Genomic DNA, 19,654 nt, shown 5'->3' with positions numbered 1-19,654 from the left:
CGGTCAACGCGAGGGTACGACTTGCCCCTCACGACTTCAAGGATCGTACACGTCGGCGCAGTTGTGAGAAATGAGTACTACTCATTTTGCCTGCCCGCTCTGAGGAAAACCGGTCCGTACCTCTTGACGGAAGCTCTGTCACGGGCTCTTATAGACCTCCGAAGCGACCGACGGCCTCAGATGTGTCGGACACATAACCGGCACCTCGTTGTCCGTTCGGGTACAACCTGCGGTCCCCACGATGGAGTGGAGTAGTCATGACAGCCAAAGCCGATGCCGCCGGCGCCAGGAGAGCAACCCACCGCCGCGCCCGGTTCGCGGGCCTCGCGCTGGGCGTCGCCGCCGTGCTGGCCGCGGTCGCCGCGTGCGGCAACGGCGGGACCGGATCCGGTGCGCAGAACGGGTTCCAGCCGGTGCAGCAGACGGGCGGGAAGCTCACCGTCTGGGTCGACTCGACGCGGCTGCCCGCCGCGCAGCTGTACCAGAAGGCCCACCCGGCGGTGAAGATGGACATCGTCACCTACGACGGCGACGCGAACGGCTCGAACTACCTGCAAACCAAGGTGAGCTTGTTCAACCGCACCCGCAGCGGCTGGCCGGACGTGGTGTTCAGCTCCCAGAACAACGAAGCGTCCTGGGCGGTGCAGGCCGGTTTCACCGCGCCGCTGAACAAGGGCCTGATCCCCGACGCCACCCTGCGCGGGTGGGCCCCGGGTGCCAACGATCCGTGCCTGGTCGACGGCACGCTCTACTGCCTGCGCAACGATCTTGCCCAGACCGTGCTCTGGTACAACGCGCCGCTGATGAAGCAGTGGGGTTATCAGGTGCCGAAGACCTGGGAGGAGTACCAGGCCCTGGGCAAGCGCCTGGCCACCGAGCACCCCGGCTACCTGGTGGGGACGGCGGGGGACAACTTCACCCCGGAGATCTACCTGTGGGCGAGCAAGTGCGGCGCCAACCGGATCACCGGGCCCGAGGCGGTCAAGGTCGACACGACGAGCGCCGAGTGCACGCGGATGGCCGCGCTGCTGGACAGCCTCGTCCAGAACCACACCATGGCGACCAGCAGCGTGTTCAGCTCGGACTTCGACAAGAACTCCGCCGACAAGGTCCTCATGATGCCCGGGCCTTCGTGGTTCGGCGGCTCGATCTTCAACGAGGCGTTCAAGACGCCCGCGGGCCAGATCGCGGCCGCTCCGCTGCCGCAGTGGGCCGGGGACAACGCGCCTTCGGTCGGCAACGTCGGCGGCGGTACCTGGCTGCTTTCGGCCCACAGCGCCAACCTCAAGGACGCCGCCGATTTCCTCACGTGGGTGTCCACTTCGGACGAGTACCAGGGCAAGGTCTCGCCGGGCTACCCGGCGTACGCGCCCGCGGCGAAGACCTGGCTCGCGAAGCAGACGTCCAGTGGCTACTACTCCGGTGACATCACCGGGCCGTTGCAGACCGCGGCCGCACAGGTGTGGCCGGGCTGGGGCTACGGCCAGTTCAGCCAGGAGGCGATCTGGGCCGCGACCGTCACGCCCGGGCTGACCGCGGGCAAGACGATCGTGTCGATGCTGCCCGACTGGCAGAAGGCCGTCACCGACTACGCGCGGTCCGACGGCTACGAGGTCAGTCAGTGAGCACCGTGGCCACCACCGCCCGCCCGGCCGGGAGCCCGTCGCGACGACGGCGGGCGACCTGGCCGGGCCGGGGCGGGCACCTGTTCGTCGCCGCCTACGTGGTGCTGCTGATCGCGTTCGGGGTCGTGCCGACGGTGTACGCGGTGTACTTCGCGTTCACCGACGCCGGCGACAACTTCGCGGGCCTGGCGAACTTCGTCGCGGCCGCCGGCGACTTCCGCTACCTGTCCGCGATCGGCCACGTGGCCCTGTACCTCGTGTGCTGGCTGGTTTCGCTGGTGGTGCTGGTGGTCGGGCTGGCTCTGGTGCTGCACCGCGTGCGCTCGGCCGGGGTGAGCCGCGTCCTGCGGTTCCTATACTACATCCCCGGGGCGCTCGCCGGTGCGGCGAGCGTGATGGTCTGGCTGTTCGTGCTGGACCCGACGGTGAGCCCGGTGAGCTTCCTGCTGCGAGCCTTGGGTTTCAGCACCTTCGGCGAGGTCGTGGCGCCGGGCCACCTGCCGGTGCTGTTCACCTTGATCGCGTTCTGGACCGGCGCGGGCGGCTGGATCGTGGTGATGTACGGCGCGCTGAACAACATCTCTCCCGACCTGCTCGAAGCGGCGCGGATCGACGGCGCGGGTGCGTGGCGCACGGCGTGGCACATCCAGATCCCGTTGCTGCGCAAGTGGATCGTCTACATGGCGATCCTCGCGTTCGCCGGGGGGACGCAGCTGTTCGTCGAACCGCAGCTGCTTTCGCAGGCCAGTGTCGGCGTCGCCGGGCGCGACTACTCGCTCAACCAGCTGTCCTACGACTTCGCCTTCCAGAACAACAACGTGAACACGGCCGCGGCCATCTCGGTCGAGCTCCTGGTGATCGGTCTCGTGGTCGCCGGCGTGTTCGTGGCCCGATCGGGGTTCTTCGATGCCGACTGACACCCGTATCCCGGCAGCGGTCACTTCGGCGGGCAGCGTCCGCTCGTCCGCCGGGCGGCCACGGCGTGGTGCCCGGCGATGGCCGAACCCGCTGTCGGCTCTGGTACTCGTGCTGTTCCTGGTGTTCTTCGTGCTGCCGGTCGTGTGGTTGCTGCTGGCGGCCACGAAGACCGACGACCAGCTCGTGCACGGCAACCCGCTTTCATTCGGTTCATGGCACGCCCTCGCGGACAACTGGACCGCGCTGACGTCCTTTCAGGACAATGCGATCTTCCAGTGGCTGGGCAACTCCGCGGTGTACTCGTTCATCGCGCTGGTCATCACGTTGTGCGTCGCGATCCCGGCCGGCTACGCCCTCGCGATGAACCACTTCCGCGGCCGCCGCACCCTGCTGGTCGCCACCCTGGTGGTCATGCTGATGCCGAACGCGACCCTCGTGGTGCCGCTGTTCCTCGAGGTGAACGCGGTCCACCTCATCGGTTCGATGTGGTCGATCATCCTGCCGTACTCGTTCTACCCGTTCGGGGTGTACCTGACCTACATCTACTTCAGCACCTCGCTGCCGCGTGACCTGATCGCGGCGGCGGAACTCGACGGGTGTTCGCAGTTCGGCGTGTTCCGGCACATCGCCCTGCCGCTGGCGATGCCGGTCGTGGCGCTCGTCGGCTTCTTCAGCTTCGTCGCCAACTGGACCAACTACTTCCTGCCCTACGTCCTGCTGCCGGAGAGCGACCAGTTCCCCGTCCAGGTGGGCCTGGGCAACCTCCTCAACGCGGTCCCGCAGTTCAACCCCACCGTCGGCACCGCCGCGGTCCAGCGCCCGGAGCTGGCGCTGGCGACCCTGCTCGCGATCACGCCGGTCCTGCTCGTCTTCCTGTTCTCGCAACGCTTCCTGGTCGCGGGAATGCTCGCCGGCGCGACGAAGGAATAGCCCACCCCGGCTCGACGCGGAACCACCGTCCACACGCGCGGCGGCACCTCGGGTGCCGTCCGCGGGTGGCGGCCGCCCCCGAATGGAGATCTTCGATGTTTCCCGTCATCACGGCCTCGGTACCGCTGCTCGAACCCCCGGGCTGGGCGATCGCGCAGCGCGAGCTGTTCGACCTGCTCGACACGGCCTGGCGCACGTTCGCGCGTGACTACACGGGGCCGGACGGGCGCCTCGTCTACCGGGGCGGCCTCACCACCCGCGACGGGGTGGACGACTTCTACGAAACCTTCTTCAACTGGCCCCAGCTCTACCTGCTCGGCGGCGCCGACGACCTGCTCGGCGAGGCGGAGCGGCACTGGGAGGGTGTCACCCGTCAGCTGACCGAGCTGGGCATGCTGAGCGAGGAGTACGAACGCGGCTACGACTGGTTCCACCAAGGCGAAAGCCTGCTGCTGCTGTACTTCCTGTGCATGGCCGCGCCCGAGCGGTGGCGCGAGCGCGCCCTGCGGTTCGCCGAGCTGTACGTCGATCCGGCCCACGGCAACTACGACCCGGAGCACCGCATCATCCGCCGTCCCCACAACGGCAGCGACCCCGCGCGCGACGGGCTCTTCGACGGCGATTCGTACCCCTGGCTGCCCCAGGAAGCGCGGATGTACGGCTTTCCCCTGGAGTGGCTCGTGCCGGCGGGGGCCGGGCAGCCGGCGGCGGATCCCGATCCGCGGCTGGGCGAGCAGATGCGCCGCCGCATGGGAGTGGGGGACACCGCGGTCAATCTCGCCGTGTCCGGACTGGTCTTCAACGCCCTGCTGCTGTCCGGAGACCGCCGCTACCGCGACTGGCTCGCCGACTACGTGGGTGCCTGGCGCGAACGGGCCGCCGCCAACGGCGGTGTCCTGCCCGACAACGTCGCTCCCGACGGCACGGTCGGTGGCCTGCTGGAGGGCCGGTGGTACGGCGGGCACTACGGCTGGTCTTGGCCGCACGGGTGGTACAGCGTGGGGCACGCCGCGATCGTCGCCGCGCTGGCCGCGGCCATGGCCACCGGCGACGACGGCTACACCGACCTCGTGCGCCCGGCGCTGGACACGATCATCGGCCAGGGCAAGGTCATGGCCTTCACCGACGCCGACTCCAGCCTGCAGTCGAAGTGGACGGTGCAGCTGGGCCCGGACGTCGACACGCCCACGCTGCACGTGCCCTACCGCTACGGCGATCACGGGTGGTTCGACCACAACCCGATGCTGATGGGTGTGCCGGCCGCGCTGTGGCACCACTCCGGGGCCCGGGAGGACCGCGAGCGCCTCGAACGGCTGCGTGCCGCCGCGGGCCACGACTGGCGAACGGTGCGTTCCTTCCGCAGCAAGGAAGAGGCCGGGCACGAGGAGCCGTGGTTCGCCTACCTGTCGGGCGACAACCCCGGCTACCCCGAGCGGATCCTCGCGGCGGCCCAGGCCCAGGTGCGCCACCGGCTGGCGCGGATGGAGCGCTACCGCGGCCTCGACGTCCCCGAGGCCGACATCCACCTCTGGCAGCAGTCGAACCCGGTCGTCACCGAGGCGCTGGTCCAGCTCACGTGGGGCGGCCCGCAGGTCGTCTACAACGGGGGACTGCAGCAGGCCCGCGTGCGCTACTTCGACGCGATCGCCGGCCGCCCGGGTCTGCCCCCGTCGGTCGCGGCACTCGTCTCGCGCATCGAGCCGGAGGAAACGGTGGTCGAGCTCGTCAACCTCGACCCGTTCTCGACCCGGTCGGTGATCGTCCAGGCCGGCGCGTTCGCCGAGCACCACGTCCGGACGGCTCGCTACAGCGTCTGCGACGACCCGTCGTGGATCGGCGACCTGTACGACTACGGCCATCGCGAACCGGTCGTGACGTCCTCGTCGATCGAGCTCGACGGTCCGTGGCTGCAAGTCGACCTGCCCCCGTCCACCCGCATCAGCCTGACGCTGGAGCTGGCGTTGCGGGCCCGCACGCCCTCGTACACCACGCCCTTCGAGGCCATGCCGTCGGGCGAACCCGAATGAACCGCGCCCCGCTCGGCCGCACCGGGCTGGAGGTGTCCCGGCTCGGTTTCGGCGCCGCACCCCTGGGGCGGCTCACCGGCCCGGCCCGCGGGCGCGGCATCGACGCCGTGCACACGGCACTCGAGCTCGGCATCACGTTCTTCGACGTGTCGCCCTTCTACGGGGAGACGGTCGCGGAAACCGTGCTGGGACAAGCGTTGCGCGGCGTGGAGCGGTCCGCCTACGTGCTGGCCACCAAGGTCGGCCGCTACGGGCAGGCCGATTTCGACTTCAGCGCCGGCCGGGTCACGCGCAGCGTGCACGAAAGCCTGGCCCGGCTCGGCGCCGGCCACCTCGATCTCGTGCAGTGCCACGACATCGAGTTCGGCGATCTCGACCAGGTGGCCGGCGAAACCTTGCCCGCCCTGCGTGCCCTGCAGGAATCGGGACTGGTACGCGCGGTCGGGATCACCGGCTTTCCCTTGCCGGCCCTCGCGTACGTCGCCGAACGGGCCCCGGTCGACACCATCATCTCCTACTGCCAGTACACGCTGCAGAACCGGCGGCTCGCCGAGTGGCGGGAGGGCTTCGAACGCCTCGGCACCGCCGTGCTCAACGCCGCGCCGCTGGCGATGGGCGCGCTGACGCAACAGGGCGCACCGCCTTGGCACCCCGCGCCGCAGGAAGTGCTGCGGCGCTGCGCCGAGGCGGCGGCGGTGTGCCGGGAACGCGGGGCGGACCTGGCGCGCGTGGCCCTGCAGTACGCGGTGAGCACCGGGGACTTCCCGGTCACGATCGTCGGTGCCGCGGACTCGGACGAAGTGCGGCGGGACGTCCGATGGCTGGACGAGCCTCTCGACGAGGACCTGGTGCGTGAAATCGAGGCCTGCCTCGAACCCGTCCGCGACCGCGGGTGGGCCAACGGGCGCCCGGAGAACCAGCACCCGGGGGAGCGGTCGTGACCGCCGCCGTCCTCGACTCGCACGTGCACTTCTGGGATCCGCGCCGGCTGCGCTACCCGTGGCTCGACGGCGTCGCCGGGCTCGACCGCCCCCGCACCCCCGAGCAGTTCCCGGGCCGGGCGGAGGTCATCGTCGTCGAGGCCGGCCGGGTGCCCGCCGACGCCGCCGCCGAGATCGCGTGGATCCGGCAGGAGTCGCGCCGGCACCCGTGGATCCGCGGGATCGTCGCCCACGTCGAGCTCGGAGATCCCGTGCTGGCCCGCGAGTTCGTCGACGAGCACGATCCGTTCGTCGTCGGGGTGCGGCGCAACGCGCAGGACGAACCGCCTGGTTTCCTCGGCGACCGCGGCTTCCGCGCGGGAGTCCGCCTGCTGGGTGAGGCCGGCCTGCCGTTCGACGCCTGCGTCCGACAGCACCAGCTGCCGGAGCTGACCGAACTGGCCACCGCCTGCCCACGGACCACGATCGTCCTGGACCACCTGGGAAAACCCACGCCGGGCGGACCGGGCTACGACCGGTGGCGCCGCGATCTGCGGCGGCTGGCCGGACGCGGCAACGTGCTCTGCAAGCTTTCCGGCCTGGCCACCGAAACCCCGCCGGGCACCGCCCGCGGCGCCGTCGTCGACGCGCTGCGCGAAGCGCTCGACGTGTTCGGCCCCGGCCGCTGCCTCTACGGCAGCGACTGGCCGGTGCTGACGCTGGCCACCGACCACGACGCGTGGCTCGACCTCGTCCGCACCGCACTCGCCGCTCATCCGGCTGCCGATGCCGAAGCCGTCTTCCACGACAACGCCGCCCGGACCTACCGGGTGCGCAGCGCCGAGCAGGGACCACGAAAGGACCCCGAATGACCTCCCTGACACGCGGCACCGCCGCCCGCCGGGTCGCCTATGCCGGCGCCCGAGCCCTGGTCGTCGAGCCGAGCGACACCGAGCCACCCGCGCCGGGCCACGTCCGGGTCGATGTGGCCTACACCGGGATCTGCGGGACCGACCTGCACATCTTCCACGGCGACATGGACGGGCGGGTTTCGCCGCGCGCCGTGATCGGGCACGAGATGTCCGGCCGGGTCGCCGAGGTCGGCGCCGGGGTCGCGGACTGGCGGCCCGGCGACCCCGTCACGGTGCTGCCGCTGCGGTGGTGCGGCGAATGCCCCGCCTGCCGCGCGGGCCACACCCACGTGTGCCACCGCCTGGTCTTCCTGGGCATCGACGCGTCCGGCGCGCTGCAGAACAGCTGGACGGTGCCCGCGGACACGCTCGTGCCGCTGCCCCGCGACCTGCGGCTCGACCACGCGGCTCTCGTCGAGCCGACCGCGGTCGCCGTGCACGACGTGCGGCGTGCCCAGCTGCGCGAGGGGGAGCACGCACTCGTCGTCGGCGGGGGACCGATCGGTGTGCTCATCGCGCTCGTCGCGCGGCGGGCGGGCGCGTCGGTCGTGCTGGCCGAACCCGACGCGTACCGGCGGTCCGTCGCCGAAGGGCTGGGCCTCACCGCGCTCGACCCGGCGGCCGGCGACTTCGCCGGCGCCCTCGACGAGTGGACCGGCGGCGCCGGTGCCGAAGTGGCGTTCGAGGTGTCCGGCGCGGCGGCGGGCGTGACCACGGCGGTCGCCGCGCTGGCCACGCGGGGCCGGCTGGTCCAGGTGGCGATCCACCCGGCGGCCCGCGAGGTGGACCTGCACCGGTTCTTCTGGCGGGAGCTCACCCTGCTCGGCGCGCGCCTGTACGAGCGCGAGGACTTCACCACCGCGGTCGGCTTGCTCACCGACGGGGTCATCCCGGCCGAAACGCTGATCTCGCGGATCGAACCCCTCGACCGCGTCACGGAGGCCTTCACCGCGCTGGAAAGCGGGGCCGGCGTGATGAAGGTGCTCGTCGACTGCCGGACCGGCGCGGGGCAGGAGGCACGGTGACCGGCCTGTCCGCCTTCGACCTCACCGGCAAGCTCGCGGTGGTCACCGGCGCCCGCCGCGGGATCGGCCTCGGCATGGCCGAGGCGCTGGCCGCCGCCGGCGCGGACATCGTGGCCGTCAGCGCGAACCAGGAGCCGTCCGGCAGCGAGGTCGAGGCCCGCGTGACCGCGCTCGGCCGCCGCTGCACCGCGCTGAGCGCCGACTTCACCGACCGGGCCGCCGTGGCGGATCTGGCGGACGCGCTCGCCGATCTCGGGCGGCCCGTGGACATCCTGGTCAACAACGCCGGCACCATCGCGCGCGCTCCGGCGGCCGAGCACTCCGACGCCGACTGGGACCGGGTGCTCACCGTCGACCTCACGAGCCAGTTCGCGCTCACCCGTGCCGTGGGCGCCGGGATGCTCGAGCGCGGCCGGGGCAAGATCGTGTTCACCGCCTCGTTGCTGAGTTTCCAGGGCGGCATCAACGTGCCCGGGTACGCCGCGGCCAAGTCGGGCATCGCCGGGCTCACCCGCGCGCTGGCCAACGAGTGGGCGGGCCGGGGCGTGAACGTCAACGCCATCGTCCCCGGCTACGTCGAGACCGACAACACCCAGGCCCTGCGCGCCGATCCCGAACGCTTCGCCGCGATCCTCGACCGCATTCCCGCCGGCCGGTGGGCGCGGCCCGACGATTTCGCCGGGGTGGCCGTCTTCCTCGCCTCCGCGGCGTCGGACTACGTCCACGGCGCCCTCATCCCGGTCGACGGCGGATGGCTGGGCCGATGAACCCCTCCCGCGCGGCGGCGCGGGCCTGAACCTCCCGCGAGCCACCGCGACGAAAGGCGGACGATGCCGTCCGGCTTGTTCGAACACCGCGTCCCGCGCCCGCGAGGGCCACCGGTTCGCGCCGGCCGAGCGCTTCTGCGGTTCGCTCGCCGGCCGCCCTCGCGAACTTCCCGGTTCCCCTTTCCCCCAAGGATGGTGCACATGCGTCACACCGCCAGAACAGTGCTGACGGCGCTCGCCGTCTCGGCCGCGGCCGTCGCGGTCGCGCCCGCTGCGCAGGCGGCCGGACCGCCAGGGTTCACGATCGTCGTCGCGCCGAACGGCAACGACCACAACCCGGGCAGCGCCGGCCGTCCCCTCGCCTCGCTGCAGAAAGCCCAGAAACTGGCCCGCGACCTCGTCGGCCGGGCGAACGTGACCGTCGAGCTCGCCGGCGGCACGTACCGGCTCACGGCGCCCCTGACGTTCACCGCCGAGGACTCCGGCCGCAACGGCCACACCATCACGTGGCAGGCCCGGCCCGGCCAGACCCCGGTCCTGTCCGGGGGACAGGCCGTGACCGGCTGGAAGCTGCACGACAAGGCGGCGAACATCTACGTCGCCGACACCCCGAAGGGCGTGGACACGCGCCAGCTCGTCGTGGACGGCGCGCTCGCGCCGCGGGCCGCGGTCAGCATCGCCCGCACCGATCTCTCGGTCACCACGACCGGACTGTCCATTGTGAACCCGGCGCTGGACTACCTGGCCACCTTGCCCGACCAGAACCGGATCGAGGTGGAGAGCCAGAACTCCTTCACGGACCGGTACGCGCCCGTGCAGCACATCAGCGGCACCACGATCACCATGCAGCAACCCGCGTGGAACAACAACAACTGGGGTTACGACACCCTCGCGCACCCCTTCGCGGGCGGCACGCTGCTGCTGGAGAACTCCTACTCGTTCCTGAAGACGGCCGGGCAGTGGTACCTCGACCCCCGGGCCGGGAAGCTCTACTACAAGGCCGCCCCCGGGCAGACCCCGGCGCACAGCCAGGTGGAGCTGCCGCGGCTGAGCTCGTTGGTCCGGCTGAGCGGGACGCCGGCCCAGCCCGTCCACGACGTCACCTTCCGCGGCCTGAGCTTCGAGCACACCACCTGGCTGCAGCCCGGCACCGCGGTGGGTTACGCCGACCAGCAGAGCGGCACCTTCATCACCGGGACGTATCCGCAGCCGGCGGACTTCCTCACCTCCTGCCAGCTCGGCTGCCCCCAGTTCGAGGCCACGCGCAACGGCTGGAACCAGGTTCCCGCCGCCGTCCAGGTCTCCGCTGCTCGCAACATCTCCTTCGTGGGCAACACGTTCGCCCACCTGGGCCAGGTGGCGCTCGGCATCGGCAACGACGCGAACGCCCACGCCTCCGGCATCGGCCTCGGCGCGTCGGGGATCACCGTGCAGCGCAACACCTTCACCGACGACTCCGGTTCCGGCATCGTCGTCGGCGGGGTGCAGCCCGACGCGCACCACCCGAGCGACCCGGCGATGACGAACAAGGACATCACCATCACCGACAACCTCGTGACGAACGTCGCGCGGGACTACAAGGACATGGCCGGCATCCTGAGCACCTACGTCACCCACGCCGTGATCGAGCACAACGAAGTGTCCGACCTCGCCTACGACGGCATCGACGTCGGCTGGGGCTGGGGCGCCAACGATCCCGGCGGCAGCCAGGACTACCGCAACCGGGGCCTGTACGACTACCAGCCGGTGTACACCACGCCCACCACGCTGAAAGACACCGTCGTGCGTGGCAACCTCGTGCACGGCACCAAGAAGGTCTTCCACGACGGCGGAAGCATCTACAACCTCTCCGCCGACCCGGGCACCGTGATCGACGACAACTACATCTACGACAACCACAGCACGGTCGGGCTGTACCTCGACGAAGGCTCGCGCTACGTCAGCCTCTCGCACAACGTGATCCAGGACGCCGGTGTCTGGGCGTTCACCAACGCCAGCGCCACCAACAACACCAACGACAACACCTTCACCGGCAACTGGTACAACACCGGCGCCACCCAGGTCGCGACCGGCTCCCCGCACAACAACGTGCTGGACGGCAACGTCCACCTCACCGACGGGACCTGGCCCCCGGCGGCGCAAGCGGTGATGGACCAGGCGGGCATCCGTCCGCAACCGCACCCCGGCGCCCCGTCCTGACCCCGAACGGCACTTCCCCCACCCGCCGGCTCTGACCGGCACACCGCGACGCCCGGGAGCGACTCCGATCCGGAGTTCTCTCCCGGGCGTCGCGGCGTTCTCCGCCGCGCCGAAGAACAACCGTCCAGCTTCCGCCACACCGGGCGCGGCGGAACTCGGCTCAGTGGTGCGTTTCCTTGAGATCCGACGCCTTGACGCCGACCAGCAGCACGATCACCGCGAGGAGCACGATGCCCGCGCTGATCACCAGGCCGAGCGAGAGGCTGCCGGTCGCCGACTGGATGAAGCCCAGCAGGGAGGGGGAAGCGGCGGCGGCGATGGAGCCCATCGACGTCACCACCGCGATGCCCGTCGCGGCCGCGCGGTCGTCGAGGTAGATCGACGGGATCGAGTAGAACACCGTCAGGCCCGAGTAGTGGGCGGCGGCCATCACCGCGAGCAGGACGATCACCACGAGGACACTGCCGCCGGAGAACGCGAGGGCCAGCATGGCCACGGCGGCCACCAGCCAGCTCGCCGCCGCGTGCCAGCGGCGTTCGAGGGTGCGGTCGGAGTGGCGGCCGACCAGCAGCATCACGACGATGCCGAGCAGGGGCGGGATCGCCGAGAACAGGCCGAGGTTCAGCACGTCGCCGACGCCGGCTTCGGCGATGATCCGCGGGGTCCAGTAGGACACGGCGTTGGCCAGGGTGTAGGCGCCGCAGGCGCACAAGCCGAGGATCCAGACCTTCGGGTCGCGCAGCGCGGACAGCATGCCGCCTCGGTGTGCGGGCGCGGTCCCCTTCGAGCGCCGGTCGGCCTCGAGGTCGGCCCGCACCAGCGCTTTCTGCGCCGGGCTCAGCCACTTCGCCTGCTCCGGGTTGTCGGCGAGGAAGAAGGCGACCAGCACGGCGAGCAGGATCGGCGGGATTCCCTCGACGAGGAACAGCCATTGCCAGTCGGCCAGGCCGGCGGCGCCCCCGAGCGAGTGCATGATCCAGCCCGAGACGACCGACCCGAGCACACCGGAGACCGGGACGCCGATGAAGAACACCGCGGTCATCCGCGTCCGGCGCGCGGACGGGAACCATTGCGCCAGCAGGAACAGCGCCCCCGGGAAGAAGCCCGCTTCGGCCACGCCGAGGAGGAACCGGGCGAGGTAGAACGTGATCTCGTCCTGCACGAACAAGGTCGCGATCGTCACCACACCCCACGTGGCCATGATCCGGACCAGCGTCTTGCGGGCGCCGATCCGCGCGAGCAGGGCGTTGCTGGGCACTTCGAACAGGATGAACCCGACGAAGAAGAGCGTGACCCCGAGCCCGTAGACAGCCGAGCCGAACCCGAGGTCACGCTGGAGACCCTGCTGCGCGATACCGATGTTGGTGCGGTCGACGAAGCTGACGACGTAGCAGACCACCAGCAGCGGCATGACCCGCAGCGCGATGGTCCGGTACGTGGAGGCGCGGTCGCCGGCGCGGATCTGCTCGGCGGGCCGTCCGGTGACGGCGGGGCGTTCGGCCACGGCTACTCGACTCCCTTGTCAGGTGGGCGTGTTCTTCAGGCGGGGCGTGCGGCAGCAGTCTCCGCATCAGGTGTTGTGTTTGTCAACACCGAGTCCGGTCAAGCTACGATCACGCGTCATGACGGAACGCGCGGACGGCCGAGACCTCGTGCCCATTTCGGGGCTGCTCTCCTACCGGCTTTCGCGCACGTCGTCGGCGATGTCGCGCAGTGCGGCGCTGCGCTACCGGCGCGAGTTCGACGTCAGCCTGGGCGAGTGGCGGGCGATCGCGCTCATCGCCGCCGATCCCACGCTGACCCTCAACCGCCTCGCCCGCCGCGCCGGGCTGGACAAGGCGCAGATGAGCCGGGTGGTCAGCCGGCTGACCGAGCGCGGCCTGGTCGACCGCACGGCGGGCTCGGGCCGCACCTCCCAGCTCGCCCTGACCGGCGAGGGAACCCGCGTGTACCGGGGGCTGATCACCGCGGCGAACGAGCGTGACGTGGAGTTCCTGGCCGCGCTCACCCCGCAGGAAGCCACGGTGCTGCGCGGTGCTCTCGACAAGCTCGCCGACCTGGCGCTGGCCGTCGAAGAACGTGAGCGGGCCCACCCGGGCGACCGTGGTTGTTGACTTTATCAACAGCGCCGCGTAGTTCTGGAGCCACCGAACAGGAGGTGGCCCGATGTCCGACGCCGTCACGATCTGCGAATGCTTCGCCCGCGACGGGCTGCAGCACGAGCCGGTCGACGTCCCGACGACGACGAAGGTCGCGCTGCTGGACTCCTTCACGGCCGCGGGCTTCCGGCGCGTCGAGGCGACCAGCTACAGCCACCCGCAGCGGGTGCCGGGTTTCTCGGACGCCTCCGACGTGCTGGCGCGGATCACCCGGCGCCCGGGCGTCGCGTTCAAGGCGACCTGCCCCAACCCGCGTGCGGTGCGGCGCGCGCTCGTCGACCTCGACGCCGGTCGCGGCGCCGACGAGCTGAGCCTGCTGGTCTCGGCCAGCGAAAGCCACACCGAGCGCAACCTCCGCACCTCCAGAGCCGGGCAATGGGAACGCGTCACCGAGATGGTCGCGCTGGCCGGCGGCCGGTTCAAGCTGGTCGGTGTCGTGTCGGTGGCGTTCGGCTGCCCGTTCGAGGGCGTGGTCGACCCCGGTCGCGTCGCTGAGGACGTGGCCCGGTTCGCCGAGCTCGGCGCCGACCTCGTCACCCTGGGCGACACCACCGGGGTCGCGACCCCGCCGTCGGTCCGGGCGCTGTTCTCCCGGCTGGCGCGCGAACATCCGGGGCTGCCGGTCGTCGCCCACTTCCACAACACCCGCGGCACCGGCATCGCCAACGCCGTCGCGGCCCTGGAGGCCGGCTGCCGGAACTTCGACACCGCGCTCGGCGGGGTCGGCGGCCACCCTGCCGCCATCAGCTACGGCGCCGGGCTCACGGGCAACGTCAGCACCGAGGACCTGGCCGGCCTGTTCGACGCGATGGGCGTCGAGACCGGTCTCGACCTCGACCTGCTGGCCAAGGCCTCGGCCGCCTGCGAAGAAGCGCTCGGCCGGCCCCTGCACAGCATGGTGGCCCGCGCCGGATTCACCCCGACCCCGAACCAGGAGAACCCGTGACCGCCTCTCTCGCGATCGAGGACCGCGGCCCCGTCCGAGTCCTCACGCTGAACCGCCCCGAGAAGCTCAACGCCCTGAACACGGCGCTGACCCGCGCGCTGAGCGACGCCTTCGCGGACGCCGGGGCCGACCGCGACGTGCGGGCCGTCGTCCTCACCGGCGCCGGGCGCGGCTTCTGCGCGGGCGCCGACCTCGGCGAGTTCTCGTCCCTGACGCCCGACCAGCCCGACGCCGTGCTGGAACGGGCCGCGCTCACCGCGAAGCTGCAGGTGCAGGCTCGGCAGCTGCGGGTGCCGGTCGTGTCGGCCGTGCGCGGTGCGGCGGTCGGCGGTGGCGCCGGCCTGGCGATCGGCGCCGACATGGTCGTCGCCGGGACCGACCTGAAGTTCGGGTACCCGGAGCTGAAGCACTCGATCGTGCCCGCGCTGGTGATGACCGGGCTCGTCCACCACCTGGGCCGCAAGCTCGCGTTCGAGCTGGTCAGCACGGGACGGCTGCTCACCGCCGCCGAAGCGTTCGAGCACGGCCTGGTCAACCGCGTCGTCGAGCCGGACGAAGTCCTCCCGGCCGCGCTGGAGATCGCCGAGCGCTGGGCGAAGGTGCAACCGCGCGCGATCGCCGCGGCGAAGGACCTGTTCTACCGTGTGGCGGACCTGCCGACCGACGCCGCGATGCGCGCGGGCCAGGACGTCAACGCGCTGATGCGGGGGTTCCGCGGATGACCGCCCCGCTCGCCGGCATCACCGTGCTGGACTTCTCCCGCGTCCTCGCCGCACCGCTCGCGACCCAGATCCTGGCCGAGCTGGGCGCCACCGTCGTCAAGGTCGAGCGCCCGGGGTCCGGCGACGAGACCCGCGGCTTCGAACCGCTGCTGCCCCACGGCGAGAGCGCCTACTTCTTCGCCTTCAACCGGGGCAAGAAGTCCGTGGCCCTCGATCTGAAGGACCCGCGCGGGCAGGCCGTCGCGCGGCGGCTGGCCGAGCGGGCCGACGTCGTCGTCGAGAACTTCCTGCCCGGTGCCATGGACCGCCTGGGCCTCGGGTACGCCGACCTGTCGGCCGGGCGCCCGGAGCTGGTCTACGTGTCCGCGACCGGGTTCGGCCAGACCGGTCCGGACCGCGAGCGCAAGGGCTACGACACCGTCTTCCAAGCACTGTCCGGCGTGATGGCGATGACCGGCGAACCGGACGGGCCCCCGTCGAAGACGGGAATCCCCGTGGCGGACCTGTCTTCCGGGCTCTGGGTGGTCATCGCGGTGCTGAGCGGGCTGGCCGGGCGCGCGGCGACGGGCCGGGGCCGCCATCTCGACGTGTCCATGATGGACGTCCAATTGAGCCTGCACGCGCTCAACGCCGCGCGGCTGTTCGCCCTCGGCGAGGACCCGGTGCGCACCGGCACCGAACACCCCGGCCGGGTTCCTTCTGCTGCCTTCCAGGCGGGAGACGGCGAATGGCTGCACATCAGCGGCAGCGACCAGCACTGGGGTCCTTTGTGCACGGTGCTGGGCCTCGACGAGCTGGCCGCGGATCCGGTGCTGCGGCACAATTCCGGCCGGGTCGAGCACCGCGACCGCGTGATGAAGGCCCTGCGCGGCGCGATCGCGCGGCACGACCGGGACGCGCTGGTGAAGGAGCTGCGCGCGGCCGACGTGCCGGCCGGCGCCGTCCGCTCGGTGCGCGAGGCCCTCGCCGACCCGCACGCGGCCGCCCGCGGTGTCGTCGGCGAGTTCACCCATCCCGCCGAGGGGCCGTTCCCCGCGCTGCGCACGCCCCTGCGCGAGACCGGCGGCGAGCCGCCGGACGTGGGCGTGCCGCCCCGGCTCGGCGCCGACACCGACGACGTCCTGGCTTCCCTGGGGCTCGACGCGACCGAGATCGAAGGCCTGCGGGCCGCGGGGGTGATCTGATGGCCGAGCGGGTGCGGCTCGAAGTGAGCGAAGGGATCGCGCGGGTCGAGCTGACCCGTCCCGAGGCCCGCAACGCCCTGGATCTGCCGATGTGCCACCAGCTGCGGGAGGCGTTCGAGGAGATCGACGCGTCCCACGAGGTCCGGGTGGTGCTGCTGAGCGGGCGCGGTCCGGTGTTCTGCGCGGGTGCCGACCTCAAGGAGCGCACCGGCAAGGACGCCGCGTGGGTGCGCCGCCGCCGGGTCGCGGCCTTCGCCGCCTACGCCGCGGTCGAACAGTGCCGGGTGCCGGTCGTCGCCCTGGTCCAGGGCGCGGTCGTCGGCTCGGGCGGTGAGCTCACGCTCGCCGCCGATTTCGCACTCGCCGCGGCGGGCACCGTCTTCCGGTTCCCCGAGCCGCATTGGGGTACCGTCGGCGCGACCCAGCGCCTGCAGCGCGTGATCGGCAAACGCCGGGCCAAGGAGCTGCTGTTCACCAACCGCGCGCTCGACGCCGCCGAGGCCGCCGCCCTGGGCATCGTCACCCGGGTCGTCCCGCCCGACGGTCTCACGTCGGCCGGGGACGACACGGCCGCGAGCATCGCCAAGGCGCCGCCGCTGGCCATCTCGCTCACGAAGCGCGCGGTCGACCTCGGCTCGGAGACCGACCTCGACCGCGGGATCCGGATCGAGCTCGCCGCCATCGAACACTGCCTGGCAGACGGAGGCTGGCGCGACGGCGTGGCCCGCTTCACCGCCGGGAACGGAGAAGAGAAATGACCCCGCTGCGCATCGCGTGCCCGCTGACCACACACGAGGTCCTGGCCCGCGCGGCCCTGCTCGCGCCGGACGTCGAGGCGGTCGTCACGGCGGAGGAGCGCGTGACCTACGGCGAGCTCGCGCGGCGGGTCGAGCGGGTCCGCGCCGGGCTCGCGGCGGCCGGGATCGGCCGCGGCGACCGGGTCGGGATCTGCCTCGGCAACGGCCCGCACTGGGTGGCGCTCTTCCTCGCGGTGGGGGCCGCGGGAGCGGTCGCGGTACCGGTCAACACCAGGTGCACCGCCGATGAAGTGCGCTACACCCTCGACCATGCCCGGGTGCGGACGCTGTTCACCGCCTCCCGGGTGCTCAACGTCGACTTCGCCGCCATGCTCCGGGAGATCGGGGTCGAGTCCCTGCCCGACCTCGAAACGGTCGTGGTGCTGGGCGACGACGTCCCGGCGTTCGCGACGCGGTGGGCGGATTTCCTCGCGGCGGGCGGCGCGGCGCCGGAACCGGCGGCCACCCCCGACGACGTGCTGCTGGTCCAGTACACCTCCGGCACCACCTCCCGGCCGAAGGGCGTTCTGCTGACGCAGGGGAGCATGTGCGCGGACGCGTTCTTCTCCGGTGCCCGCATGGGCCTGCGCCCCGGCGACCGCTTCCACTCGGCGCGGCCGTTCTTCCACGTCGCCGGCAGCACGCTCTCCGTGCTGGCCTCGGCCCAGCACGCCACCACGCTCGTGACGATGCCGAGGTTCGAGGCGGGCGAAGCGTTGCGGCTGCTGGAAACCGAGCGCTGCACGCACTTCTCCGGCAACGACACCATCGCCCTGCTGCTGCTCAACCACCCGGACCGGGCCCGGCGGAACCTGTGCCTGCGCGGGGCGTGGGTGGCCGCGTCCCCGACGGTGATCCGGCGCGTGATCGACGAGCTCGGCGCCCGCGAATGTGTTGCGGGATACGGGCTTTCGGAGGCTTCGCCGAACGTGGCGCAGTCGGCGTGGTGGGAGCCCGAAGAGATCCGCGCGTCCGGCGCGATGGCCGTCGAACCGGGTGTCGAGGTGCGGATCCGCGCGTGGGAGGGCGACCGCGACTGCGCGCCCGGTGAGCCGGGATCGGTGCTGGTGCGCGGCTGGAACGTGATGGTGGGTTACCTCGACGACCCGGTCAAGACGGCCGAGACGATCGACGCGGACGGCTGGCTCGCCACCGGCGACCTCGGCCTGCTCGACGCCTCCGGGCGGTTCCACTTCACCGGCCGCACCAAGGACATCATCCGCGTCGGCGGGGAGAACGTGGCGCCCGCGGACATCGAGGACACCCTGCACCGGCATCCCCTCATCCGGCAGGCGGCCGTCGTCGGGGTCCCCGACACGCGGCTGGTCGAGGTCCCCTTCGCGTTCGTCGTGCTCACCGAGCCCGGTGTCACCGAGGCGGAGCTGCTCGCGTGGGCTCGCGAGCGGATGGCGGGCTTCAAGGTGCCGCGGCACCTGCGTGTGGTCGACGGCTTCGAGAACATCGGCATGACCGCCAGCTCCAAGATCCAGAAGAACCGGCTCGCCGCGCACGCCCGATCCCTGCTGGGGCAGGCGTGATCCGCGTCGAGACGCCGGTGACCCGGTTGCTGGGCCTCGACCTGCCGATCGTGCAGGCCGGGATGTCGTGGGCGTCGTCGTGCTCCGCGCTGCCCCTGGCCGTGAGCAACGCCGGCGGCCTCGGCGTGGTGGCGGCCGGGCCGATGCGCCTGCCCGAGCTCGACCGGGTCCTGAGCGAGGTCGCCGCGGGCACGGAGCGGCCGTGGGCGGTGAACCTCCCGCTCCACCGCGCGGGCGCCGACGAAGTCATCGACCTGCTGGCGCGCCACCGCCCGCCCGTGCTGATCGCTTCCCAGGGCGGTCCGCGCCGGTACCTGCAGCGGTTCCACGACCTCGGCACTCGCTGCCTGCACGTCGTCGCCGGGATCGAGCATGCACGGAAGGCGGCCGACGCCGGTGTCGACGGGCTCGTGGTGGTCGGCGCCGAGGCCGGCGGGCACCCGCCGCCCGCGATGGTCGGGACGTCCGTGCTGGTGCGCGCGGTGGCGCGCGCGGTCCCGTCGCTGCCGCTGGTCGCGTCGGGAGGTGTCGCCGACGGTGCCGGCCTGGCCGCCGTGCTCGCCCTCGGCGCCGGCGCGGCCCAGTTCGGCACCCGGTTCCTGGCCAGCACGGAGGCCGCGGTCCATGACGCCTACAAGCGGGCAGTGCTCGCCGCGGGCGTCGACAGCACCCGCACGGTCGGCCACGGCCTGGGCGTGATCCGCGCCCTGGGCAACGACTTCACCGCCCGGATGCTCGAGCTGGAGACCACCGGAGCGGAGGAATCCGTGCGGCGCAAGACGTTCCTGGCCTCGACGCTCAAGGACGCGGCCCTGCACGGTGACGTCACGGACGGCAAGGTCGAAGCCGGCCAATCCGCCGGGCTGGTCGACGAGGTCCTGCCCGCGGCCGAGATCGTGTCGCGGATCGTGGCGGAGTACCGGGCAGCGCTGGCCGGTCTTCCGGCCGTCGTGAACGCGGGGGAGTAGCGGGCGGGCGGGATTCTG

At 71.8% G+C, this 19,654-nt stretch carries 17 protein-coding genes; 16 read left to right on the top strand and 1 reads right to left on the bottom strand.

What is annotated here, in order from left to right:
* Positions 1-257 precede the first annotated feature (257 nt).
* From AB0K15_RS37040 to AB0K15_RS37000, 9 genes are all read left to right on the top strand, one after another.
* On the top strand, positions 258-1,625 hold the full coding sequence (locus AB0K15_RS37040; protein ID WP_364061591.1) for a carbohydrate ABC transporter substrate-binding protein: 1,368 nt from the start codon (positions 258-260) through the stop codon (positions 1,623-1,625).
* Positions 1,622-2,542 (top strand): sugar ABC transporter permease, encoded by a 921-nt coding sequence (locus tag AB0K15_RS37035; protein ID WP_364061588.1) that lies wholly within the window; start codon positions 1,622-1,624, stop codon positions 2,540-2,542. The genes AB0K15_RS37040 and AB0K15_RS37035 overlap by 4 nt, the downstream gene beginning before the upstream one ends.
* Complete coding sequence (locus AB0K15_RS37030) at positions 2,532-3,473, top strand: carbohydrate ABC transporter permease (RefSeq protein ID WP_364061585.1); 942 nt, start codon at positions 2,532-2,534, stop codon at positions 3,471-3,473. Before AB0K15_RS37035 ends, AB0K15_RS37030 begins: the two co-directional genes overlap by 11 nt.
* A 95-nt stretch (positions 3,474-3,568) precedes the next feature.
* On the top strand, positions 3,569-5,500 hold the full coding sequence (locus tag AB0K15_RS37025; RefSeq protein WP_364061582.1) for a hypothetical protein: 1,932 nt from the start codon (positions 3,569-3,571) through the stop codon (positions 5,498-5,500).
* The gene (locus AB0K15_RS37020) at positions 5,497-6,441 is read left to right on the top strand and encodes an aldo/keto reductase (protein ID WP_364061579.1); all 945 of its coding nucleotides are present in this window, start codon (positions 5,497-5,499) and stop codon (positions 6,439-6,441) included. Before AB0K15_RS37025 ends, AB0K15_RS37020 begins: the two co-directional genes overlap by 4 nt.
* Positions 6,438-7,292, top strand: coding sequence for an amidohydrolase family protein (locus tag AB0K15_RS37015; RefSeq protein WP_364061576.1), 855 nt, complete (start codon positions 6,438-6,440; stop codon positions 7,290-7,292). The genes AB0K15_RS37020 and AB0K15_RS37015 overlap by 4 nt, the downstream gene beginning before the upstream one ends.
* Entirely contained in the window at positions 7,289-8,356 is a 1,068-nt protein-coding gene (locus AB0K15_RS37010; protein WP_364061573.1) for an alcohol dehydrogenase catalytic domain-containing protein, read from the top strand. The genes AB0K15_RS37015 and AB0K15_RS37010 overlap by 4 nt, the downstream gene beginning before the upstream one ends.
* Positions 8,353-9,123, top strand: coding sequence for an SDR family oxidoreductase (locus AB0K15_RS37005; protein ID WP_364061570.1), 771 nt, complete (start codon positions 8,353-8,355; stop codon positions 9,121-9,123). The genes AB0K15_RS37010 and AB0K15_RS37005 overlap by 4 nt, the downstream gene beginning before the upstream one ends.
* A 201-nt stretch (positions 9,124-9,324) precedes the next feature.
* Positions 9,325-11,322, top strand: coding sequence for a right-handed parallel beta-helix repeat-containing protein (locus AB0K15_RS37000; RefSeq protein ID WP_364061567.1), 1,998 nt, complete (start codon positions 9,325-9,327; stop codon positions 11,320-11,322).
* 160 nt (positions 11,323-11,482) lie between these two features.
* Here the strand turns inward: AB0K15_RS37000 and AB0K15_RS36995 are convergent, their stop codons facing one another.
* Positions 11,483-12,826, bottom strand: a complete 1,344-nt coding sequence (locus AB0K15_RS36995; protein WP_364061564.1) for an MFS transporter — start codon at positions 12,824-12,826, stop codon at positions 11,483-11,485.
* Positions 12,827-12,944: 118 nt separating this feature from the next.
* Here AB0K15_RS36995 and AB0K15_RS36990 point away from each other — a divergent pair, with 118 nt between their 5' ends.
* From AB0K15_RS36990 to AB0K15_RS36960, 7 genes are read left to right on the top strand one after another with little or no spacing between them, the layout of a single operon-like run.
* Positions 12,945-13,436 (top strand): MarR family transcriptional regulator, encoded by a 492-nt coding sequence (locus tag AB0K15_RS36990; RefSeq protein WP_364061562.1) that lies wholly within the window; start codon positions 12,945-12,947, stop codon positions 13,434-13,436.
* A 52-nt stretch (positions 13,437-13,488) separates the two neighbouring features.
* A complete protein-coding gene (locus tag AB0K15_RS36985) occupies positions 13,489-14,427 on the top strand; it encodes a hydroxymethylglutaryl-CoA lyase (RefSeq protein ID WP_364061559.1) in 939 nt (312 codons plus the stop codon).
* Positions 14,424-15,149 carry an enoyl-CoA hydratase/isomerase family protein gene (locus AB0K15_RS36980; protein WP_364061556.1) on the top strand — a complete coding sequence of 242 codons (726 nt, stop codon included), beginning with the start codon at positions 14,424-14,426 and terminating at the stop codon, positions 15,147-15,149. The genes AB0K15_RS36985 and AB0K15_RS36980 overlap by 4 nt, the downstream gene beginning before the upstream one ends.
* Positions 15,146-16,333: a CoA transferase gene (locus tag AB0K15_RS36975; RefSeq protein WP_364061553.1), complete on the top strand. Its 1,188-nt coding sequence runs from the start codon at positions 15,146-15,148 to the stop codon at positions 16,331-16,333. Before AB0K15_RS36980 ends, AB0K15_RS36975 begins: the two co-directional genes overlap by 4 nt.
* Complete coding sequence (locus AB0K15_RS36970) at positions 16,333-17,091, top strand: enoyl-CoA hydratase/isomerase family protein (protein ID WP_364061550.1); 759 nt, start codon at positions 16,333-16,335, stop codon at positions 17,089-17,091. Before AB0K15_RS36975 ends, AB0K15_RS36970 begins: the two co-directional genes overlap by 1 nt.
* A complete protein-coding gene (locus AB0K15_RS36965) occupies positions 17,088-18,668 on the top strand; it encodes an AMP-binding protein (RefSeq protein WP_364061547.1) in 1,581 nt (526 codons plus the stop codon). The genes AB0K15_RS36970 and AB0K15_RS36965 overlap by 4 nt, the downstream gene beginning before the upstream one ends.
* A complete protein-coding gene (locus tag AB0K15_RS36960; protein ID WP_364061544.1) occupies positions 18,665-19,636 on the top strand; it encodes a nitronate monooxygenase in 972 nt (323 codons plus the stop codon). The genes AB0K15_RS36965 and AB0K15_RS36960 overlap by 4 nt, the downstream gene beginning before the upstream one ends.
* Positions 19,637-19,654: the final 18 nt, after the last annotated feature.

The organism is Amycolatopsis sp. NPDC049253 (assembly GCF_040678995.1).
In the GTDB taxonomy this organism is placed as follows: domain Bacteria; phylum Actinomycetota; class Actinomycetes; order Mycobacteriales; family Pseudonocardiaceae; genus Amycolatopsis.
The sequence above is the reverse complement of the archived record's forward strand: the minus strand, read 5'-3'. Positions and strand labels throughout refer to the sequence as shown.

Bases quoted from the DNA above. Each gene is read 5' to 3' on its own strand.
- AB0K15_RS37040 (WP_364061591.1), top strand. From the start codon at position 258: ATGACAGCCAAAGCCGATGCCGCCGGCGCCAGGAGAGCAACCCACCGC.
- AB0K15_RS37030 (WP_364061585.1), top strand. From the start codon at position 2,532: ATGCCGACTGACACCCGTATCCCGGCAGCGGTCACTTCGGCGGGCAGC.
- AB0K15_RS37025 (WP_364061582.1), top strand. From the start codon at position 3,569: ATGTTTCCCGTCATCACGGCCTCGGTACCGCTGCTCGAACCCCCGGGC.
- AB0K15_RS37020 (WP_364061579.1), top strand. From the start codon at position 5,497: ATGAACCGCGCCCCGCTCGGCCGCACCGGGCTGGAGGTGTCCCGGCTC.
- AB0K15_RS37010 (WP_364061573.1), top strand. From the start codon at position 7,289: ATGACCTCCCTGACACGCGGCACCGCCGCCCGCCGGGTCGCCTATGCC.
- AB0K15_RS37000 (WP_364061567.1), top strand. From the start codon at position 9,325: ATGCGTCACACCGCCAGAACAGTGCTGACGGCGCTCGCCGTCTCGGCC.
- AB0K15_RS36990 (WP_364061562.1), top strand. From the start codon at position 12,945: ATGACGGAACGCGCGGACGGCCGAGACCTCGTGCCCATTTCGGGGCTG.
- AB0K15_RS36985 (WP_364061559.1), top strand. From the start codon at position 13,489: ATGTCCGACGCCGTCACGATCTGCGAATGCTTCGCCCGCGACGGGCTG.
- AB0K15_RS36975 (WP_364061553.1), top strand. From the start codon at position 15,146: ATGACCGCCCCGCTCGCCGGCATCACCGTGCTGGACTTCTCCCGCGTC.
- AB0K15_RS36970 (WP_364061550.1), top strand. From the start codon at position 16,333: ATGGCCGAGCGGGTGCGGCTCGAAGTGAGCGAAGGGATCGCGCGGGTC.
- AB0K15_RS36965 (WP_364061547.1), top strand. From the start codon at position 17,088: ATGACCCCGCTGCGCATCGCGTGCCCGCTGACCACACACGAGGTCCTG.